Genomic DNA, 19,109 nt, shown 5'->3' on the forward strand with positions numbered 1-19,109 from the left:
GCATGGGTTTATTTAATTTTTGGAAGAAGGAAGAAAAGCTATTCGATGAAACTATCTCAGTCGAAGAAACCCGTTTTGTGGTTTTAGATACGGAGACTACCGGTTTTGATTATGAAAAGGACCGTATACTGTGCATCGGTGCTTTGGTCCTTCAAAATGGTATTATTTCGATACGGGACAGTTTTGAAATTTATATTGAACAGGATCATTACGACAAAGCAACGGCTCAGATTCATGGTATCCTGAAAGCCTTTGTCGTTCAGCGTCCGACAGAATTAGAAGCTTTACAACAGTTTCTGGCTTTTCTCGGAGATTCGGTTATCATTGCCCATCACACCATTTTTGATGTTACGATGATCAATCGCGCTTTAGAAAGAAATGGACTGCCCCTGCTAACCAATCTCACTTTAGACACTGCTGTTTTATATAGAAAGACCTTAATCAAATCGCATCTTTTTGAGCGAAAAGACCATTATACTTTAGATGATCTTGCCGATAAATTTGATATTTCGAAAAAAGACCGGCACACTGCGTTGGGAGACGCCTATATTACTGCCATTGCCTTTTTGAAAATTGTCAAAAAACTGAAAGAGAAGAAGGCCATTAATCTGAATTATCTTTTCAAATAGTCATTTTAAGCTTTTTTTACAAAGCTAAAATTTACAATTAAACACCACAATTTACAATTTAGTAATACATACCTTATTATTTATTAGCAATTATAAAAAATTGGCATAACATATATTTTGTTTTTGAAGGATAGCTTTGTTAAAAATAAAAAACACAAAATACTATGAAATTTAATTTTTTAAAATCAATGGCATTGCTGAGTATTACAGGTCTTTCTGTAATCAGTTGTCAGGATGATGACAACAAGAACCCTTCTAACGAGGTCAACGCTGAAATCGATTTTACATCACATTCAAAAGTTCCTGCTTTTGTATTCCCAATGAGTGGTTTCGAAGGTCTTAAGATCAGTACACTTATAAGCAGTACCGATGTTTTACCACAATCACCTGCATTTGTTTACGGAGCCCAGCCAGATGGTGCCGGATTTATGAAAAATCCAAATGGAGAAGGTTACATTATGATTACCAATCACGAGATATTACAATCCGTTTCCAGAGTTTATCTGGATAAAACGTTCAAACCGGTAAAAGGAGATTATCTGGTAGACGGAATTGGAGGATTAACCCGTTTGTGTTCTGCTACTTTGGCAACACCGGAAATTAACGGATTTGGCCCTATTTTCTTAACTGCGGGCGAAAGTGGCCAGGAAAGTATGGTACACGGAATTAATCCGTTAGGATTATCTTCGGATAAAAGCAAAACCGACAGAGTTTTACCAGCTTTAGGAAAAGCAAGTATGGAAAACGCAGTTCCGTTACCAAAGGAAGCTTACCCTGGAAAAACAGTTATCCTGATCGGAGAAGATCAATCTTATGCGACTTCACACGTAAGTGCCGGACAATTAATCATGTACATGAGTAATAGTGTAGGTGATTTATCAAACGGAAAATTATATGCTTTAAAAAGAACGGACGGAAATCAGGTAGAAACTGCTATGACTTTAAACAATTCATACCCAGTTTCATTTGTTGAAATTCCGGATGCCAAAAACCTTACAGGAGCTGTAATTAATACTACCGTAAACGCATTGGGAGCCATTCGTTTTTCAAGAGTGGAAGATGTTGATTACAGAAAAGGAAGTGCAAGTAATAACAGAGAAGTTTATTTTACTGCCACAGGACAGGCGACATCAAATGCTCCGGTTGACGGGTACACCATGTGGGGAAGAGTTTATAAATTGAAAATGGATGCTGCCGATCCTCTAAAAGGAACTCTTGAATTAGCAGTTGAAGGTGACAGTACGCCTGGAACAGGAATCATCAATCCTGATAATCTTTGTGTAACTGAAAACTATGTTTATATTCAGGAAGATGGTGACAGTTATTATGCAGCTGCTAAACATGATTCCTATATCTGGCAATATAATATTGCATCGAAACAAAATAAACCTTGGTTAAATATGAACCACAAAAGAACAGATACTGCCTGGAATACTTTGTACAACCAGACTGGTGAAATGAGATTTGGAAGCTGGGAGTTTGGTGCTATGGAAGATATTTCAGATTTAATTGGTGTTCCGAACACTTTTACGGTAAATATTCACCCGCATACCTGGCAGCTTGACGCGTTTAAAAATGCAGACGGTTCAGGTATCAACACCAATAAAGAAGGTGGACAAACTGTTATTATCAGAGACGTACAGCGATAATAATTTCAAACTAAAATAAAATTTATGACCCTTATTTTTTCAATAAGGGTTATTTTCTTTTTAAGTATTATGAAACAATTAAAACACTTTACCTTCCTGTTTGTATTACTTTGCCTGATTTCCTGCAAAGATAATCCCAATTCTGAAACTACTGTTAAACAGGATTTAATCATTGATTTAAACAAATTAGATAACGAAATCATACAATTTCAAAAACTGGTTGTTGAAAATAAAGCGCCGGCAGCAATTGTAGCCCAATTTAAAAAATCCCGCCTGGCTTATAAAAAAACAGAATGGGCGATTGAATATTTCATTCCCGAAACGGCCCGTTTTATGAATGGCCCGGCACTGGATGAAATGGAACTGGAAGAAAACAGGTCTTTCGAACCGCATGGTTTTCAGGTAATGGAAGAGCTTATTTACCCCGAATACGACACCAAAAACAAAGAGGATTTAGTTCGGGAATTAAAGATTTTTATGTCGAATATTAAGCAGGTAAAAAGCACTTTTGAAGTAATTGCGATCAGTAATGATTATATTCTGGATGGTATTCAGCAAAACGTGTTTAGGGTGATTGCTTTGGGAATTACCGGATTTGACAGTCCGATTTTGCAGTCTTCTATTCCGGAAGCGGGTGCCAGTTTAACTGCTATTCCGAAAGCACTCGAAAAAATAAATGCAGACAATACAACATTACCGGATTTAAAAAAACTAACACAGGAAGCCCAAAAGTACTGTACAGCAAATATTGATTTTAACTCCTTTAACAGAGGTGTTTTTATAACAAAATACCTGAATCCAATTTCTAAAAAGATAAAAGCTTTTCAACAGGAAGAAAAAATCAAAAATGTAAAGAAAAGCAGTCCGCTTAAACCAACGGCAATAACTCTGTTTGATAAGGATGCTTTTGATGTAAACGGATTTGTGCTGTCTGAAGCTTATAACTATACAACTGATAAAGCCATTTTGGGAGAAAAATTATTTTATGACAAAAGCCTGTCCAAAAATAGTGACCGAAGCTGTGCTACCTGCCATCATCCCGAAAAGGCTTTTACCGATGGCCTGAAAACAAATGTATCGCTAAACGGCAGTAACCTGATGAGAAACACGCCTACCCTAACCTATGCTTCGTTACAGAATGCACAATTTTGGGATATGCGTCAATTGGATTTAGAAAAACAAAGTGTTGATGTAATCGAAAATACAGACGAAATGCATGGCTCCCTGAAAAACATTCACGCTCAGGTTTTACTGGATGCTGCTTATATCAAACTTTTCAAAAAAGCCTATCCTAAAACGGCCAAACCGGAAGCCTGGCAAATTCAAAATGCCATTGCCAGCTACGTAAGATCGCTAAATGCTTTTGATTCCAGATTTGACGATTATATGAGGGGACAGGAAAACAAACTGACCGATCAGGAAATTGAGGGAATGAATCTTTTTATGGGAAAGGCAAAATGCGCCACTTGTCACTTTACCCCTTTATTTAACGGAACTGTTCCACCAAATTATGCCAAAACCGAACATGAAGTGATCGGAACTCCGAAAGACGCCTCCGGAAAGGCCCTGAGCCCGGATACCGGCCGTTATTTATACAATAAAATGCCGCAGTTAATTGGAGCTTTCAAAACACCAACTGTTCGAAACATTGCTGTTACAGGACCTTATATGCACAATGGCGTTTTTAAGACTCTTGAAGAAGTAGTTGATTTTTACAATAAAGGCGGAGGAAAAGGTCTTGGTTATGCCGTAGAAAACCAGACGCTGCCTTTTGATGAATTAAAACTTAATCAAAAAGAAGAACAGGCTTTGGTCGCTTTCATGAAAACCCTGACGGATAAAAGATACCAGAAGAATTAATTTTTTCTCGCAGATTTAGCAGATTAGGCGGATCTATTTAAAAAAAGAAAATCTGCTTAATCTGCAAAATCTGCGGGAGAATTTAATCACAAAGATTTTGAATAGCCTCCAGCTAAAGCTGGAGGTTATTGAATTTATTTTGAGGTTTTTTTACTAATTTTCTCTACTTCTTTTGGACTAAGATTTAAAACAGTTGCAATTTGTTCAATGGTCATTTTCTGTTTTAATAAATTGATTACAGCAGTTTCAAGTCTTTGCTCGATTTCAATTTTTAAAGTTTTTGTCGTTTCTTTAAGTTTATCCGTCTTTTGTTTTTCTTTTTTAAGTTCCTGTTCCTGTTTTTTTCTAATTTCGACGATTCGTTGCTCTATTAGATAAGGAGGAACATATTTTAGGCTTTTTTCTAATTGCGCCATCAATCCGGTATTTAGAAAACTCATGTACTTCTCGGTCGTAATGATAAGGTGGTCTGTAAGTTTTATATCCAGAATTCTGCCCACTTGTATCAATCGGTCTGTAGCATCTTTATCTTCTTCAGACGGAGTCAGGCTACCACTCGGATGGTTATGAAGTGCTATTACACTTGTTGCGCCTTTAAGAACCGCAACCCTGAATACATTCATTGGTTCTACTTGTGTCGATTTCACACTCCCCATACTCACTAATTCTATATACAGGATGATGTTTGCCATGTTTAGCCCTATCATCCAGAAATGTTCTTTTTCGCGATCTATTTTATTATCGCGCAAAAGAATGCGTCGCATGATTTCGTATAATTCATCAGGATTGGTTACGCTAATTTTATCTTTATCGGTTATCTTCACATTCATTTTTATTCCGCTTTTTTAAAGGTAGTAATGTACACAAACATAATCATTTTTTTTTAGCTATATAAATTTTATTAAGTTTTTACCTAATAAAATTTATATGTACTATTTGTGCACTTAATAAATATTCTCACGCAGATTTAGCGGATTCAGCGGATCTGCTTTAAAAGAAAATCTGCCCAATCTGCTAAATCTGCGAGAGAATTTAACCTATAATCAGCAGTAAAAAAAACCGCCTCTGGTGTTGAGACGGCTTACTTTATTATTTTATTCCAAAACCAGCCCGATCTGGCCGTCGTCGTCTAATTCGGTTTCTACTGAATCATCCTCTTCTAATTCCGGTTTTTCCGGAACTTCTTCAACAGGTTCTTCATAAGGCAACGGATCCAGTAAATTGACTTGTTTAATTTTATCAGCTGTCAGTTGATTTCCTAAAGCTTTAAAGCCTTTTACCGCTATAAAGTCCTCCACATCTATATGTAAATCTTCTTTCTGGACTCCCTTTACTTTAGTAAAAATCAATTGCGCCACCGGACGGTAATCTGTCGATACGATTTCTAATTGCGAATTCGGATGTTCTGTAATAAAGCTCTCTTCTTTTTCGGTTTCTACCAGAAAACGTTTCAGATAATAGCGCTCTTTTTCCCCATCAAAATAAATGGCAGAAATTGGTTTCTTCGGATTGAATTTCTCCAGAACAATCATATCTTCGTCAAAATGCGTTGATAATTCGGGAATAATAACCTTCAATTTACCGCTTTGATTGATGACTAAGATTTTATCACTTGGTTTAAATTCGCCTAGTAATTCTCCTCTGGCATCAACGTTTAAACGTTTTACGGTATCATCAAACCAAACTTTTCTTGGCAATAAAGTCGAAATTCCTTTTTCTTTCAGTTCGATTTTCTTGATCGGATATTTCGTAACCAGATTTCCTTTCGAAGCACGTCCTTTAATGGCTAATTTGGCGAAATCAATGTCGAATTTCAATTTTTTGATCGTTCCGACCTGACGTAATAAAATCGTGATTACTTCTGCTTCCCCATTCGGATTATGCGAAAAATAAACCACTTGCGAGCCTGCCGTTTCATTGGTTAAATCATACGGTTTATCGCGTGTTACACCCGAAACATTGAAACGTTTGATGTACGATGGCCCTGATTTTCCGTCACGGTACATCATGTTGTAAATCGTACGTTTATCGCTTTTATCAAAAATCGCAACATGTATAATATCTTTCCCCACAAATGTTTTAGCATCGACTTTGGTGACCAGCATTTTTCCATCACGCAAAAAAACAATTACATCATCAATATCAGAACAATCGGTCAGGTATTCGTCTTTTTTCAGGCTGGTTCCAACAAAACCTTCTTCGCGATTTACGTATAGTTTTGTGTTACGCAGCACTACTTTTGTAGCCTCAACATTATCAAAAACACGAAGCTCCGTCTGGCGTTCGCGGCCTTTTCCGTACTTCTCTTTTAATCTGGTAAAATAAGCAATCGCAAAATCTGTTAAATTTGCTAAATGATGCTCTACTTCTTTCATTTCGTCTTCTAACTTCGCGATAAAATCATCGGCTTTGTCAGAGTCAAAACGGGTAATACGAATCATCGGAATCTGAGTGAGTCTTTGTAAATCCTCGTCGACAATTTCTCTGACGAATGATTTTTTGAAAGGTTCAAATCTATCATACATGTATTTGTAAAGCGCTTCCCTGTCTGAATACAGTTTGAAATCAATATACATTTCTTCACGAATGAAGATTTTTTCCAAAGTAGAGAAATGCCATTTATTTTTTAATTCCTCTAACTGAATTTCCAATTCCTGACGAAGCAAATCTACGGTTCTGTGTGTTGATATTTTCAACATTTCAGAAACTCCGATGAACAACGGTTTATTGTCTTCAATAACACAACCTAAAGGCGCTACAGAAGTTTCGCAGGCGGTAAAAGCAAACAAAGCATCGATCGTTTTATCCGGAGAAACGCCCGGAAAAAGATGAATCAAGATCTCAACATCTGCTGCTGTATTGTCTTCGATTTTCTTGATTTTGATTTTACCTTTATCGTTGGCTTTCAAAATACTGTCAATCAAAGTCGTCGTATTGGTCGAAAACGGAATCTGCGTAATCACCAGTGTATTCTTGTCTAATTGTGCAATTTTAGCACGTACACGCACACGTCCGCCACGAAGTCCATCGTTATAATTGGATACGTCAGCGATACCCTGTGTCATAAAATCAGGATATAAGGTAAAAGCTTTTCCTTTTAGAATCTTGATCGAAGCATCAATTAACTCATTGAAGTTGTGCGGTAACACTTTAGTCGAAAGTCCCACTGCAATTCCCTCGGCTCCCTGTGCCAGAAGCAACGGAAACTTTACCGGAAGATTGTTGGGTTCTGCACGACGACCATCATAGGAAACGCCCCAATCAGTAATTTTTGGAGAATATAAAACCTCTAGAGCAAATTTTGATAAACGTGCCTCGATGTAACGAGAAGCAGCTGCTCCGTCACCCGTTAAGATATTTCCCCAGTTTCCCTGACAGTCAATCAATAAATCTTTCTGACCAATTTGCACCATCGCATCGCCAATACTCGCATCTCCGTGTGGGTGATACTGCATGGTGTGCCCTACAACATTGGCAACCTTATTATAACGGCCATCATCTAATTCTTTTAAAGAGTGCATAATACGACGCTGAACGGGTTTAAAACCGTCTTCAATAGCCGGAACTGCACGCTCCAGAATTACGTATGAAGCATAATCCAGGAACCAGTCTTTGTACATACCCGTTACTTTTGTAATAACGTCTTCTCCTTCTTCTTCCTGGTTTTCGTAAAAATGCTGTCCTTCGAAATTTTTAGCATCTACGTTGATAATTTCATCGTCCTCTCCTTCCTGATTTTCATCAAGTTGATTCTCCTCTGAAGTATTTTCGTCGTCGTTTGGAATTATGTTATCGTCTTCTTCGTCTTTCATATATTTTGTTCAGTATAACTACTAAAAAATTCTTCTATAATTCTTTTTCTAAACCTCCTCAACCGCATCCAATTCCACCTTCAGGTTCTTGATGATGAATTCCTGTCTGTCCGGCGTATTTTTTCCCATATAAAAGGACAATAATTGCTCGATAGAAGTGTTTTTATCCATCATAATCGGGTCCAGTCGAATGGTTTCTCCAATAAAATTTTTGAACTCATCCGGCGAAATCTCTCCCAAACCTTTAAATCGGGTGATTTCCGGTTTTGGTTTTAGTTTTTCTATGGCATCTCTTCTTTCTTCTTCTGAATAACAATAGATCGTTTCTTTTTTATTACGAACCCTGAAAAGTGGTGTCTGCAAAATATACAAATGCCCTTCTTTGATTAATTCCGGGAAAAACTGAAGAAAAAAGGTAATCAGCAGCAAACGAATGTGCATTCCGTCGACATCAGCATCAGTTGCGATTACGATGTTGTTGTAACGCAATTTTTCCAGTCCGTCTTCGATATCCAAAGCAGCTTGCAGTAAGTTGAATTCTTCATTTTCGTACACAATTTTTTTGGTCATTCCGTACGAGTTCAGAGGCTTACCACGTAAACTGAAAACGGCTTGTGTATTCACATCACGCGATTTGGTAATCGATCCCGAAGCTGAATCTCCCTCGGTAATAAAAAGCGTGCTTTCTAAATTTCTCGGGTTTTTGGTATCCGGAAGATGCGCGCGGCAATCTCTTAATTTTTTATTGTGAAGATTGGCTTTCTTGGCACGGTCTGTAGCCAGTTTTCTGATTCCTGATAATTCTTTACGTTCTCTTTCAGCCTGTAAAATTTTGCGTAATAAGGCTTCAGCTGTCGGAGGGTTTTTATGTAAATAATTGTCTAATTTATTCTTCACGAAATCATTTACAAAAGTACGAACGGACACTGCCGGTGTTCCGTCATCGGATCCCATATCAGTTGAACCCAGTTTGGTTTTGGTCTGTGATTCAAAAACCGGTTCCATCACCTTGATACTAATCGCACTCACAATCGATTTACGAACATCAGAGGCTTCGAAATTTTTGTTGTAAAACTCTCGAATGGTTTTTACGATGGCTTCTCTGTAAGCCGCTAAGTGCGTTCCTCCCTGCGTGGTGTTCTGACCGTTGACAAAAGAGTGGTATTCTTCGCTGTATTGTGTTTTACTGTGAGTTAAAGCGATCTCGATATCATGATCTTTCAGGTGAATGATCGGATATTCTAAATCCTCTGCACTGATGGTTTCTTCCAATAAATCCCTAAGACCATTTTCGGAAATGTATTTTTCGCCATTGAATATAATCGTCAGGCCATTGTTCAGGTAACAATAGTTCTTCACCATCTTAATCACATATTCCATACGGAATTTGTAATTTTTAAAAATCGTTTCATCGGGCGTAAAAGTCACTTTTGTTCCTTTTCGCTTTGTAGTTTCAATTATATCTTCTTCCAGAACTAAATTTCCCGCAGAAAACTCGGCTCCTTTTTGTTTGTCGTCACGAACTGATTCTACCCTAAAATAATTCGATAAGGCATTCACCGCTTTTGTTCCGACACCATTTAAACCCACTGATTTCTGGAAAGCTTTAGAATCGTATTTTCCTCCGGTATTCATTTTCGAAACTACGTCAACTACTTTTCCTAACGGAATTCCGCGTCCGTAATCACGAACCGAAACCGTTTTATCCTTGATAGTCACCTCAATAGTTTTTCCGGAGCCCATAACGAACTCATCGATACAGTTGTCTAAAACCTCTTTTAAAAGAATATAAATACCATCATCCGGCGAAGATCCGTCTCCCAATTTCCCGATATACATTCCGGGACGCATACGGATATGTTCTTTCCAATCGAGTGATCGAATATTATCTTCGGTATATTGATTTTGCTCTAGCATAAATGAATTGGATTTTTGGCTAATGTACCATTTCTGCGTAAAAAATAAAAGCGTATTTTCTTTTTGTTATAAATAATAACAGCTTTAAATCCTATTTAAATTGATTTTAAAAAAATACAAGCTTTAAAAACAGAAGAAATCAATTCTAAAACAAAAACACACTATCTGATTCCGAGTACTTGTTTTGCCAAAGCAATCATTTCGGGCGTTCCCGTATTTTTGTTTTTTTCGTCAGAAAGTTTCACGACACCCTGCCAGTGCACATTGTCAGGTTTAGTTTCGGTTAATTTGATGACCATATTCATCGGCGGCAGACCCACATCGTTGGTAAAATTGGTTCCGATTCCAAAAGACATCCTGATTTTATCTTTACAAAAATCGGATATGATTTTTACTTTATCGAAATTGAGGGAATCTGAAAAAACAATACTTTTTGATTTAGGATCGATTCCCATTTTGGTGTAATGTGAAATCACTTTTTGCGCAAATTCTACCGGATCACCACTGTCGTGCCGGACTCCATCAAAAAGCTTGGAATATTTTTTATCAAACTGGTTGAAAAATATATCGGTGGTATACGTGTCTGTAAGTGCAATTCCGAGATCTCCGCCGTACACCTCTGTCCAATGTTCCAGACTCATAAAATTAGCCATTTTAAAACCATACTGTGCGGCATGAAACATAAACCATTCGTGTGCGTGTGTGCCTAACGGACGCTTATTGTTGACCATTGCAAAATGTACATTACTGGTTCCGATGAAACTTTGGTTACCAAAAGCATTTAAAGTTTCATTGACTAAAACATGTACATCATAAGAATGGCGACGCCTGGTACCAAATTCCAAAACAGGAACACCCAGTTTATTGTAATTGTCAATTTTGTCTTTCGTATGACTTTTGATCGCTTCATCATTTAAACGGATCAAATGATTTGCTTTATAAAAAAGCTCCGAAATTAAAGCCATCAAAGGAACTTCCCATAAAATGGTGCGATACCAAAACCCTTCAATGGTGACTTTTATTTCTGATCCTTCCTGTGTTATTTCAACTTCGGAAGGATCATAAGCGTACCCCTGTAAAAAATCTAAATATGTAGGATCGAGATAAGAGCAATGGTGCGACAGGTACCGTTTTTCTTCTTTTGTTAATCGCAAATCTGCCATAGAATCGACCGATTTTCGAAGTAATTCAGCAAAGCCCGGCGGAAAAAAATGCTTTCCACGATTAATAAAAGCATAACGCACCTTTGCCCTTGGAAAAAGCCTGATCACGGCATGCTGCATCGTAAATTTATAGAAATCATTATCTAAAATTGATTTCAGAAATGTTGCTTCCATCTTATCATTACTATAACATTCTTAATTGATAAAGATACGGCAATTCACTAAAAGAAGAAAATCAGGGCTTTATTAATTACTTCATGATCACTTTAAAAGAGACAATACTGTTTTCACCAAGATAAAAAGTAATAAACTGCCCTATATTTTTATCAAAATTGACCTCAAATTCCAAACTGCCTTTTCTTTCTTTTGGATTTTCAATTCTAACGGGCTGGTTCTTTTTATTCAGATAAAAAAACTGGGCTGTTTTCGAAATATTTTTTATTCTGAAAGTCACATTTTCGCCATTTTTAACCTCAATAAGACCGGAATTAGGAGCTGTAATTTGATGATCGCCATCGATGGTAATGTTATAAATCAGCGGGCCATTGAGAAAATCTTCCTTCCTTAATTTTTGTCCCAGATAAGTTCCGGAATCGGGAAAATGTTTCTGAAAAAAGTAATCCGGATCGGTGTCGAAATAAATCGGCGCAAAGTCATTGACCATTCTTCCTTTGCTGCTGTCATAATATCCCTGTCCCCAGGTAACATCTACCAGTATCCATTTTTTATCAATCAAAACCATATTCCACGCATGATTGGAAGAGGTGTTTTTTCGGCCAATATCATCTAATCTGGTTTTGGAATCTCCCTTTATTATTTCACATTTTAACCCTGTTAAGCCTGCCAAATGCTGATACAAAGCTGTAAAACCTTCGCAAACTGCTTTTTGAGCCGTAAATGCCTTCTGAATCAACTTATCATTCAGCTGTTGTATCTTTCTTTGTTTTTCGGCCTCCGTGGAATAACTAAATCCCTGCGTTCGCGGCGGATTTAAAAACGAAGCATAATCGTATTTGATATTAAAAGCAATCCAACTGTAAATAGCACGTGCTTTATCCGATTCTGAAGTAAAATCTTTTTGAATTCTTTTTGCCAAATCTTCTGTCGAATTGAAGCGTTTTGGATATTTTAAAACTATTTTATCTACATCATTGTACTTTTGCGAGTAAGATGAATGCAGAAAAATAAAATTCAGGAAAAGAAACAGGACAACAATCTTTTTTATGGCCATTGATTAAAAACTAGACTTAATAATATCTTTTAATTCTTTATCTAACTCGGCATTTGAGATTTTATTTTCCTCTAAATCAAAATTAGCATTAAATGCGGGTAACGAAAAAGTCCCTTTTATTTGCGCACCGTATCTTGGCAAGGCATTATTGGCAATTTCTAAAACTGATGCCCCGCCTCTTGCTCCGGGCGAAGTAGCCAGTAATAACATTGGTTTTTGCTGAAAAACATCTTTTATAATTCTGGAACTCCAGTCAAAAATATTTTTGAAAGCGGCAGAATAGTTTCCATTATTTTCCGCTAAAGAAACTACCAAAAGATCAGCCCCTTCAATTTTTTTCAGAAATGCTTTTGCGATTTCATGCTGACCGATTTCTTTTTCCAGATCAACACTAAATAAAGGCATTGCGTAATCGTTTAAATCCAAAACTTCAACTTCTGCATTTTCAAATAAGCCAGCGGCATAAGTTGCTAAATGTTTATTGATAGAATGTCTGCTGTTACTTCCTCCAAAGGCTATGATTTTCATATTTGTTCTTTTTTTGCCGGTTCTTTTTTCCCCGATTTATCAATCTCGAAAATTTCTTTTTTGATTTCCACCGAGTATTCATTCGGGTAAATTTTACCTCCGTATGATTTTGCATACACCTTGGTAAATTCTGCCCCAAAATACAGAATAATTGCGGAATAATATACCCAAACCAGAATAATTATTACGGAGCCTGCTGCTCCATAGACTGAGGCAACTGTAGAGCTTCCCAAATAAAAGCCTATGGCAAATTTACCAATCATAAAAAGTATGGCCGTAACTGTTGAACCTATAAAAGCATCTTTCCATCTTATTTTTCCGTCGGGTAATGTTCTGAAAATAATGGTAAAAAGAAGTGTAATACTGGCCAGTACAATAAAAATATTGACTACGTAAAATAAATAAACCGTGCTTTCAGGGAAGTACATTTTCAGGCGTGAACTCACTAAATCGAGCGTTGTATTGACAAAAAGACTGACCAGCATTAAAAAACCAACAGAAGCAATCATTGAAAATGACATCAAACGATTCTGAATGAATTTTTTAACGCCTTTATCCGGTTTGGCGCGGAGTCCCCAAATAAAGTTAATAGAACTTTGTATTTCTGCAAAAACTCCGGAGGCACCAATTAAAAGCATCACAATTCCAAACGTGGTGGCGAAGACATTGTTTCCTGACAGTTGCACATTCTTTATCGCTTCCTGAATCTGAATGGCGGCACCGTTCCCTACCATACCGTTAATTTGTCCGTACAATTGTCCCGTTACGGCATCTTCACCAAAGAAAAAACCGCAAATGGTAATGATGATAATTAATAATGGAGGTAAAGCGAATATGGTATAATAGGATAAAGCAGCACTAAGCTTGATCGCATTATCATCATTAAATTCTAAGAAGGCGTTCTTGATAAGAAACCAGGATTTGGAGAATATACTTTTAACTTTCACGATACTTCTGATTTTTAGATAATGGCTCAAATTTAAGGAATAATTAAAAAATCTGAATTCTTGCATTATGGAGAAATTTTACATTTTTACCATGTCATTTTTAAATTTGTGATTTTTATTTTGAAACCTTTTTATATTCCTTATCAGTCCCTAAATGTTTAATTTTTAATATATTTTTAAATTCACGAAGTGTTGATTTGATTAAATAGGAAGCAGAATCCAGCATTTTGCCTTTAATGGCTGTTATTGAATCCAATTTCTTTAAATTTTCCCGCTCATAAATATTTTTCAATTTGATGGTTTTATTTTCTAAAGATAAAATTTCTATTCTCCAGAACGCAGAATCTCTTGTGCTTAAAACCAATTGATTCTTAATTCTCTTCGCTTTTTGATTATACGAAAATCTAAAAAGAGTATCAATATGGTTAGTTACTAATTCAACCGAATCTCCTTTTGGATAAAAATCAAACTTTTCTTTAGTTTCTCGATTTACTAATTGATTATTAACAACATCATATTCCGTTTTTAAAGAATCCAAAAAGTTTTTATGAATTCTATATTTAAAAAAATATTCTTCTAAAATCCGATCTTCTTCAATTTTTATAAAAGCAGAATCCTCACTCATATATAGACCTTTAAATCTATTTGGGAAACCACGTAATTCGGAAACATTAATAGGTTGAGGATTCTCAAAATAAAAATCCATACAATCTTCACATGCCGGAGCATCTGATTTTTTACAGGCTAGTAAAATACTGCCAGCAAATAAAATTAAAATGATTTTTTTCATGGTCCTTTTTTAGTGTAAGGTTAATTTCCTAAAACTAAAATCATACCAAATCTTATGTACTAGACCAGATTGAAATGGAAAGCATTTTTTTGTATGTTTTAATTTTCTCGCAGATTTTGCAGATCAGGCAGATTTATTCTTTTGGAAATGAATGTCAGACTGAGCGAAGTCGAAGGCTCATTACTTTGAAGAGCTTCAACTCCGCTCCCCACGACAATCATAATTTGGAGCATAAAAAAACTGCTGAATTTCTCCAGCAGTTCAATCTATTCTCTTTATTCTTTATTCTTCAAAAAAAAAAAAAAAAAAATTAAACGTTAAAACGGAAATGCATCACATCACCATCTTTTACGATATATTCTTTTCCTTCTACTTTGAATTTCCCTGCTTCTTTTGCTTTTGCTTCTGAACCGTAGTGAACGTAATCTTCGTATGAAATTACCTCTGCACGGATAAAACCTTTCTCGAAATCAGTATGGATAACTCCGGCAGCCTGTGGCGCAGTTGATCCGATATTGATCGTCCAGGCACGTACTTCTTTTACACCGGCGGTAAAATAAGTTTGTTGTTTTAATAATTTGTAGGCGGCACGAATTAAAACTGATGCTCCCGGCTCTGTTAATCCCATGTCTTCAAGGAAAACCTGACGCTCTTCGTAACTTTCTAATTCGGTAATATCAGCCTCTGCTCCTACTGAAAGGATAATTACTTCAGCATCTTCGTCTTTTACCAGTTCACGAACCTGATCTACATATTTGTTCCCGTTTACTGCTGAATTTTCATCGACATTACAAACGTATAAAACCGGTTTTGCAGTAATCAACTGAAATGATTCCATTAAAACTTCTTCATCAGTACCCTGAGGCACAATAGTACGAGCCGATTTAGCTTGTAATAAAGACTCTCTGATTCTGTCTAAAAGTGCTTTTTCAGTTTGCGCTTCTTTATTTCCGGTTTTAGCGGCACGGTTTACTTTCTCCAAACGTTTTTCAACAGTTTCCAGATCTTTCAACTGAAGTTCGATATCAATTGTTTCCTTGTCACGAATTGGATTTACATTTCCGTCAACGTGCACAATATTATCATTGTCAAAACAACGCAATACATGAATAATAGCATTACACTCTCTAATGTTTCCTAAAAATTGGTTTCCAAGACCTTCCCCTTTACTTGCTCCTTTTACCAAACCTGCAATATCTACGATATCAACTGTTGCCATTTGTACACGCTCTGGTTTTACCAACTCCTCTAATTTATTGATTCTCGGATCCGGAACGTTTACAACACCAATATTAGGCTCGATAGTACAAAAAGGAAAGTTGGCACTTTGCGCTTTTGCATTAGATAAACAATTAAATAATGTTGATTTTCCAACATTTGGCAATCCTACAATTCCTGCTTTCATCTGTAGATAAATTTGTTTTTTATTTGATTTCGATCGCTTCAGACACCATTATTATTGAGTTAACCCCCAATTCTTTAGTAATGATTTAATCGTACTATGCTTATTTTTTTATTCCAATTTAATTTTTGTCAAAATGTTACATTTTAACGCTAAAATTTTGCAAATATAAGATTTAATCGCTCGTAACTAAACAAAAAATGACGATATATACTTTTTTAGTACTATTCTTAAAATAAATCAAACTTTTTAATAATATTTTGTTAAATAGTACTAATTTTATCACAATATTTAACAAACCACATACAAATTTTTTTAACCAAAACAAGTTTTAACATGAAAAGAATTGCAATTTTATTTTTTCTATTTAACACCGTCATTATTTTTGCACAGCAGCAAGTAACAGGTGTAGTAAAAGACAATACGGGTACCCCTCTGCCCGGAGTGAATATTGTTGAAAAAGGAACTAACAACGGCGTATCCACCGATATTGACGGATCGTATAAAATAACAGTTAAAGAAGGCGCATCGCTAATTTTTACTTATGTAGGTTACAACAGCGTTACCAGGCTGGCCAATGCCTCTCAAATAGATGTTGCATTATCGGAAGAAGGCGGACAAAATCTTGATGAAGTTGTCGTAACAGGATCCAGAACAGCCCAAAGAAGTAATACTACTACTCCATTGCCAATTGATGTAATATCATCCAAAGATTTAACTTCTACCGGACAAGCTACATTTGATAAGGCGTTGCAGTATAAGATTCCATCTTTTAATACGGTACAAACTCCTGTAAACGATGCTACTTCGTTACTGGATCCGTATGAGATTAGAAACTTAGGACCAAGCAGAACTTTGATCCTTATTAACGGTAAACGTAAAAACTTAAGTTCTTTGCTTTATGTACAAACTTCTCCGGGACGTGGAGAAACGGGTGCAGATATCTCTGCCATTCCAACAGACGCGATCGAAAGAGTAGAGATTCTTCGTGACGGAGCTTCTGCTCAATACGGTTCTGATGCGATTGCGGGGGTAATGAACATCATTTTAAAGAAAAACTACACAGATGGATCTATAACAGTAAGAAGTGGAATTACTTCTGAAGGTGATGGAGAAATGTTGGGTGTAAGTTTAAATAATGGTACAACTGTTGGCGAAAAAGGTTTTTTAAATTATACTATAGATTTCTCTAAAGTTAATTTAGCCAACAGACCAGGAAATGTAGATGCTCAGGGTGAAGCGGATGATTTTTTAGACGGATCACCTGCCGCTGTTGCAACAGTAAACGAATTTTTGAGCAGACATCCTGATGCCAGAAATATTAATGGTTCACCTGAAACAGCAGCTGCGAAATTCTTAATTAATGGTGGAAGTCCTATTAGTGACAATACTAACTTGTATTATAATGCTGCTTATGTTTACAAAAAAGTAAACTCATTTGCGAATTTCAGAACACCTTACTGGAGACCTTTAAGTGGTGATCCGTATTTGAATGATTTATTTGGAAATGGTAATGACGCAAATCCATCTTATGATGGATATGGACCAACTTTTGAAGGAGATTTAAGTGATTATAATGGTACATTAGGTTTTAAAAGCGTGAAAAATGGCTGGAATACAGATGCCAGTGTTACTGTTGGCGGTAATAAACAAACATATACCGTTAATAATTCTGTAAACAGATCTAGCATTCTTGATGCAGATGGTAATGAAACTTACAGAGAAAATAGCCCTATTTCGTTTAAACCCGGAGGAACTTCCTTTAATCACGTTGTAGGAAATATAGATATTTCTAAGATTTTATCTGATCAAATTAGTATTGGATTTGGAACTGAGTTTAGATCAGAGTATTTCACCGTTATGGAAGGTGATCAAGCCTCTTGGGATGGAGCCGGAGCAGATTCTTTTGCTGGAAACTTACCTGAAAACTCAGGAAAATGGAATCGTTATAATGTAGGGGTTTATTTGGATGTTGCTTTTGATATTACAAAAGACTTCTTAATAAACGGAGCAGTTCGTCATGAAGAATATAGCGATTTTGGCGGAGCAACCGTTTGGAAAGCCAGTACAAGATATAAATTTCTTGATGATAAAATTACTTTAAGAGGATCTGTTTCAACAGGTTTCAGAGCGCCAACATTACACCAGATTTATACTCAAAAATCACAATATTCTTTTGTACCAGGTGAAGGAATTCAAGTAAGCGGAATTATCAATAATGTTTCACCTCAGGCTCGTAAACTAGGCGTTTCTCAATTACAGCCAGAAAAATCAACGAGTGTTACAGTTGGTTTTGGAGCAAAACCTTTCAAGAATTTCAACATAACCGTTGATTACTACAATATCAAAATTGAAGACAGAGTAACATTAGGAGACAGACAGTATGAGGTTATACCTGCAACTGATCCTGCCGAACAGGATGAAATTATTGGTGAAGTTGCTTATTTTTCTAATGCTTTTGATTCCAGAACTTCTGGATTGGATGTTGTTACCGGTTACAATAATATTGGTATAGGAGAAGGTAAATTAGGCTTTAATTTATCTGGAAATATTACTTTTCAAAATGAAAGAATTTCTGCTATTAAAAATAATAGTTCATTCAGTGATATTTTAAATTCCCTAACATTTACATCAAGACCTAAAACAAAATGGATTTTAGGAATCAATTATGAAATTGGAAAATTTGGTTTTTCTCTTAATAATACTTATTTCGGAGAATCCACTTTTAATCAGGATGGTTTAGCTTCTAATGAAGTAAGAGATGCTGATGGAAAGCTAGTAAGAATTCCTGGATCTACCGAAACAGAACGTGATGATTCAGCTAATCTTAAAACCGAATTCCTTGCTAAAATTGTTACTGATTTAGGTGTTAATTTTAATGCTACTGAAAAACTAACAATCGCGTTAAATGTAAATAACTTATTTAACATTTTACCAGAATGGAAATTTGTAGCTGAAAATGAAGCGGGAGCTGCATTGTTAGCTGATCCCGCAGCTGTAAAAACGCAGTCTAACTTAATTACTTTCAACCAGCGTTATTCCAGAATGACCTATGATGGCTCACATTTCAGCCAGTTAGGTACTACTTTTAACTTATCTGTTAACTATAAATTCTAAGTTCCGCTTTGTTTAAATAATTTAAAAGGGTTGTCTTATGACAGCCCTTTTTTTTATAATTTTA

13 protein-coding genes are annotated in these 19,109 nt (G+C 36.1%); 4 read left to right on the top strand and 9 right to left on the bottom strand.

What is annotated here, in order from left to right; translation table 11 throughout:
- Positions 1 to 2 precede the first annotated feature (2 nt).
- From HAV12_RS16525 to HAV12_RS16535, 3 genes are all read left to right on the top strand, one after another.
- Positions 3 to 629 carry a PolC-type DNA polymerase III gene (locus HAV12_RS16525; protein ID WP_171570642.1) on the top strand — a complete coding sequence of 209 codons (627 nt, stop codon included), beginning with the start codon at positions 3 to 5 and terminating at the stop codon, positions 627 to 629.
- A 164-nt stretch (positions 630 to 793) separates the two neighbouring features.
- Complete coding sequence (locus HAV12_RS16530; RefSeq protein WP_171570643.1) at positions 794 to 2,278, top strand: alkaline phosphatase PhoX; 1,485 nt, start codon at positions 794 to 796, stop codon at positions 2,276 to 2,278.
- A gap of 69 nt (positions 2,279 to 2,347) precedes the next feature.
- The gene (locus tag HAV12_RS16535; protein WP_171570644.1) at positions 2,348 to 4,138 is read left to right on the top strand and encodes a cytochrome-c peroxidase; all 1,791 of its coding nucleotides are present in this window, start codon (positions 2,348 to 2,350) and stop codon (positions 4,136 to 4,138) included.
- Positions 4,139 to 4,272: 134 nt separating this feature from the next.
- Here the strand turns inward: HAV12_RS16535 and HAV12_RS16540 are convergent, their stop codons facing one another.
- The 9 genes from HAV12_RS16540 to ychF form a co-directional block, all read right to left on the bottom strand.
- Entirely contained in the window at positions 4,273 to 4,968 is a 696-nt protein-coding gene (locus tag HAV12_RS16540; RefSeq protein WP_171570645.1) for a JAB domain-containing protein, read from the bottom strand.
- Positions 4,969 to 5,232: 264 nt separating this feature from the next.
- The gene (locus tag HAV12_RS16545) at positions 5,233 to 7,950 is read right to left on the bottom strand and encodes a DNA gyrase/topoisomerase IV subunit A (protein ID WP_171570646.1); all 2,718 of its coding nucleotides are present in this window, start codon (positions 7,948 to 7,950) and stop codon (positions 5,233 to 5,235) included.
- A 48-nt stretch (positions 7,951 to 7,998) separates the two neighbouring features.
- On the bottom strand, positions 7,999 to 9,867 hold the full coding sequence (locus HAV12_RS16550; RefSeq protein ID WP_171570647.1) for a DNA topoisomerase IV subunit B: 1,869 nt from the start codon (positions 9,865 to 9,867) through the stop codon (positions 7,999 to 8,001).
- Positions 9,868 to 10,028: 161 nt separating this feature from the next.
- Complete coding sequence (gene pncB / locus HAV12_RS16555) at positions 10,029 to 11,204, bottom strand: nicotinate phosphoribosyltransferase (RefSeq protein ID WP_171570648.1); 1,176 nt, start codon at positions 11,202 to 11,204, stop codon at positions 10,029 to 10,031.
- Positions 11,205 to 11,280: 76 nt separating this feature from the next.
- On the bottom strand, positions 11,281 to 12,261 hold the full coding sequence (locus HAV12_RS16560; protein WP_171570649.1) for a transglutaminase domain-containing protein: 981 nt from the start codon (positions 12,259 to 12,261) through the stop codon (positions 11,281 to 11,283).
- 3 nt (positions 12,262 to 12,264) lie between these two features.
- A complete protein-coding gene (locus tag HAV12_RS16565) occupies positions 12,265 to 12,789 on the bottom strand; it encodes an NADPH-dependent FMN reductase (protein WP_171570650.1) in 525 nt (174 codons plus the stop codon).
- Positions 12,786 to 13,736: a YihY/virulence factor BrkB family protein gene (locus HAV12_RS16570; RefSeq protein ID WP_171570651.1), complete on the bottom strand. Its 951-nt coding sequence runs from the start codon at positions 13,734 to 13,736 to the stop codon at positions 12,786 to 12,788. The genes HAV12_RS16565 and HAV12_RS16570 overlap by 4 nt, the downstream gene beginning before the upstream one ends.
- A gap of 115 nt (positions 13,737 to 13,851) precedes the next feature.
- On the bottom strand, positions 13,852 to 14,526 hold the full coding sequence (locus HAV12_RS16575; protein WP_171570652.1) for a hypothetical protein: 675 nt from the start codon (positions 14,524 to 14,526) through the stop codon (positions 13,852 to 13,854).
- 310 nt (positions 14,527 to 14,836) lie between these two features.
- Positions 14,837 to 15,931 carry a redox-regulated ATPase YchF gene (gene ychF, locus HAV12_RS16580; RefSeq protein WP_171570653.1) on the bottom strand — a complete coding sequence of 365 codons (1,095 nt, stop codon included), beginning with the start codon at positions 15,929 to 15,931 and terminating at the stop codon, positions 14,837 to 14,839.
- A gap of 333 nt (positions 15,932 to 16,264) precedes the next feature.
- Here ychF and HAV12_RS16585 point away from each other — a divergent pair, with 333 nt between their 5' ends.
- Positions 16,265 to 19,045, top strand: coding sequence for a TonB-dependent receptor (locus HAV12_RS16585; RefSeq protein ID WP_171570654.1), 2,781 nt, complete (start codon positions 16,265 to 16,267; stop codon positions 19,043 to 19,045).
- Positions 19,046 to 19,109 lie beyond the last annotated feature (64 nt).

The sequence above is a fragment of the Flavobacterium sp. CLA17 genome (genome assembly GCF_013112255.2).
Classification (GTDB): domain Bacteria; phylum Bacteroidota; class Bacteroidia; order Flavobacteriales; family Flavobacteriaceae; genus Flavobacterium; species Flavobacterium circumlabens.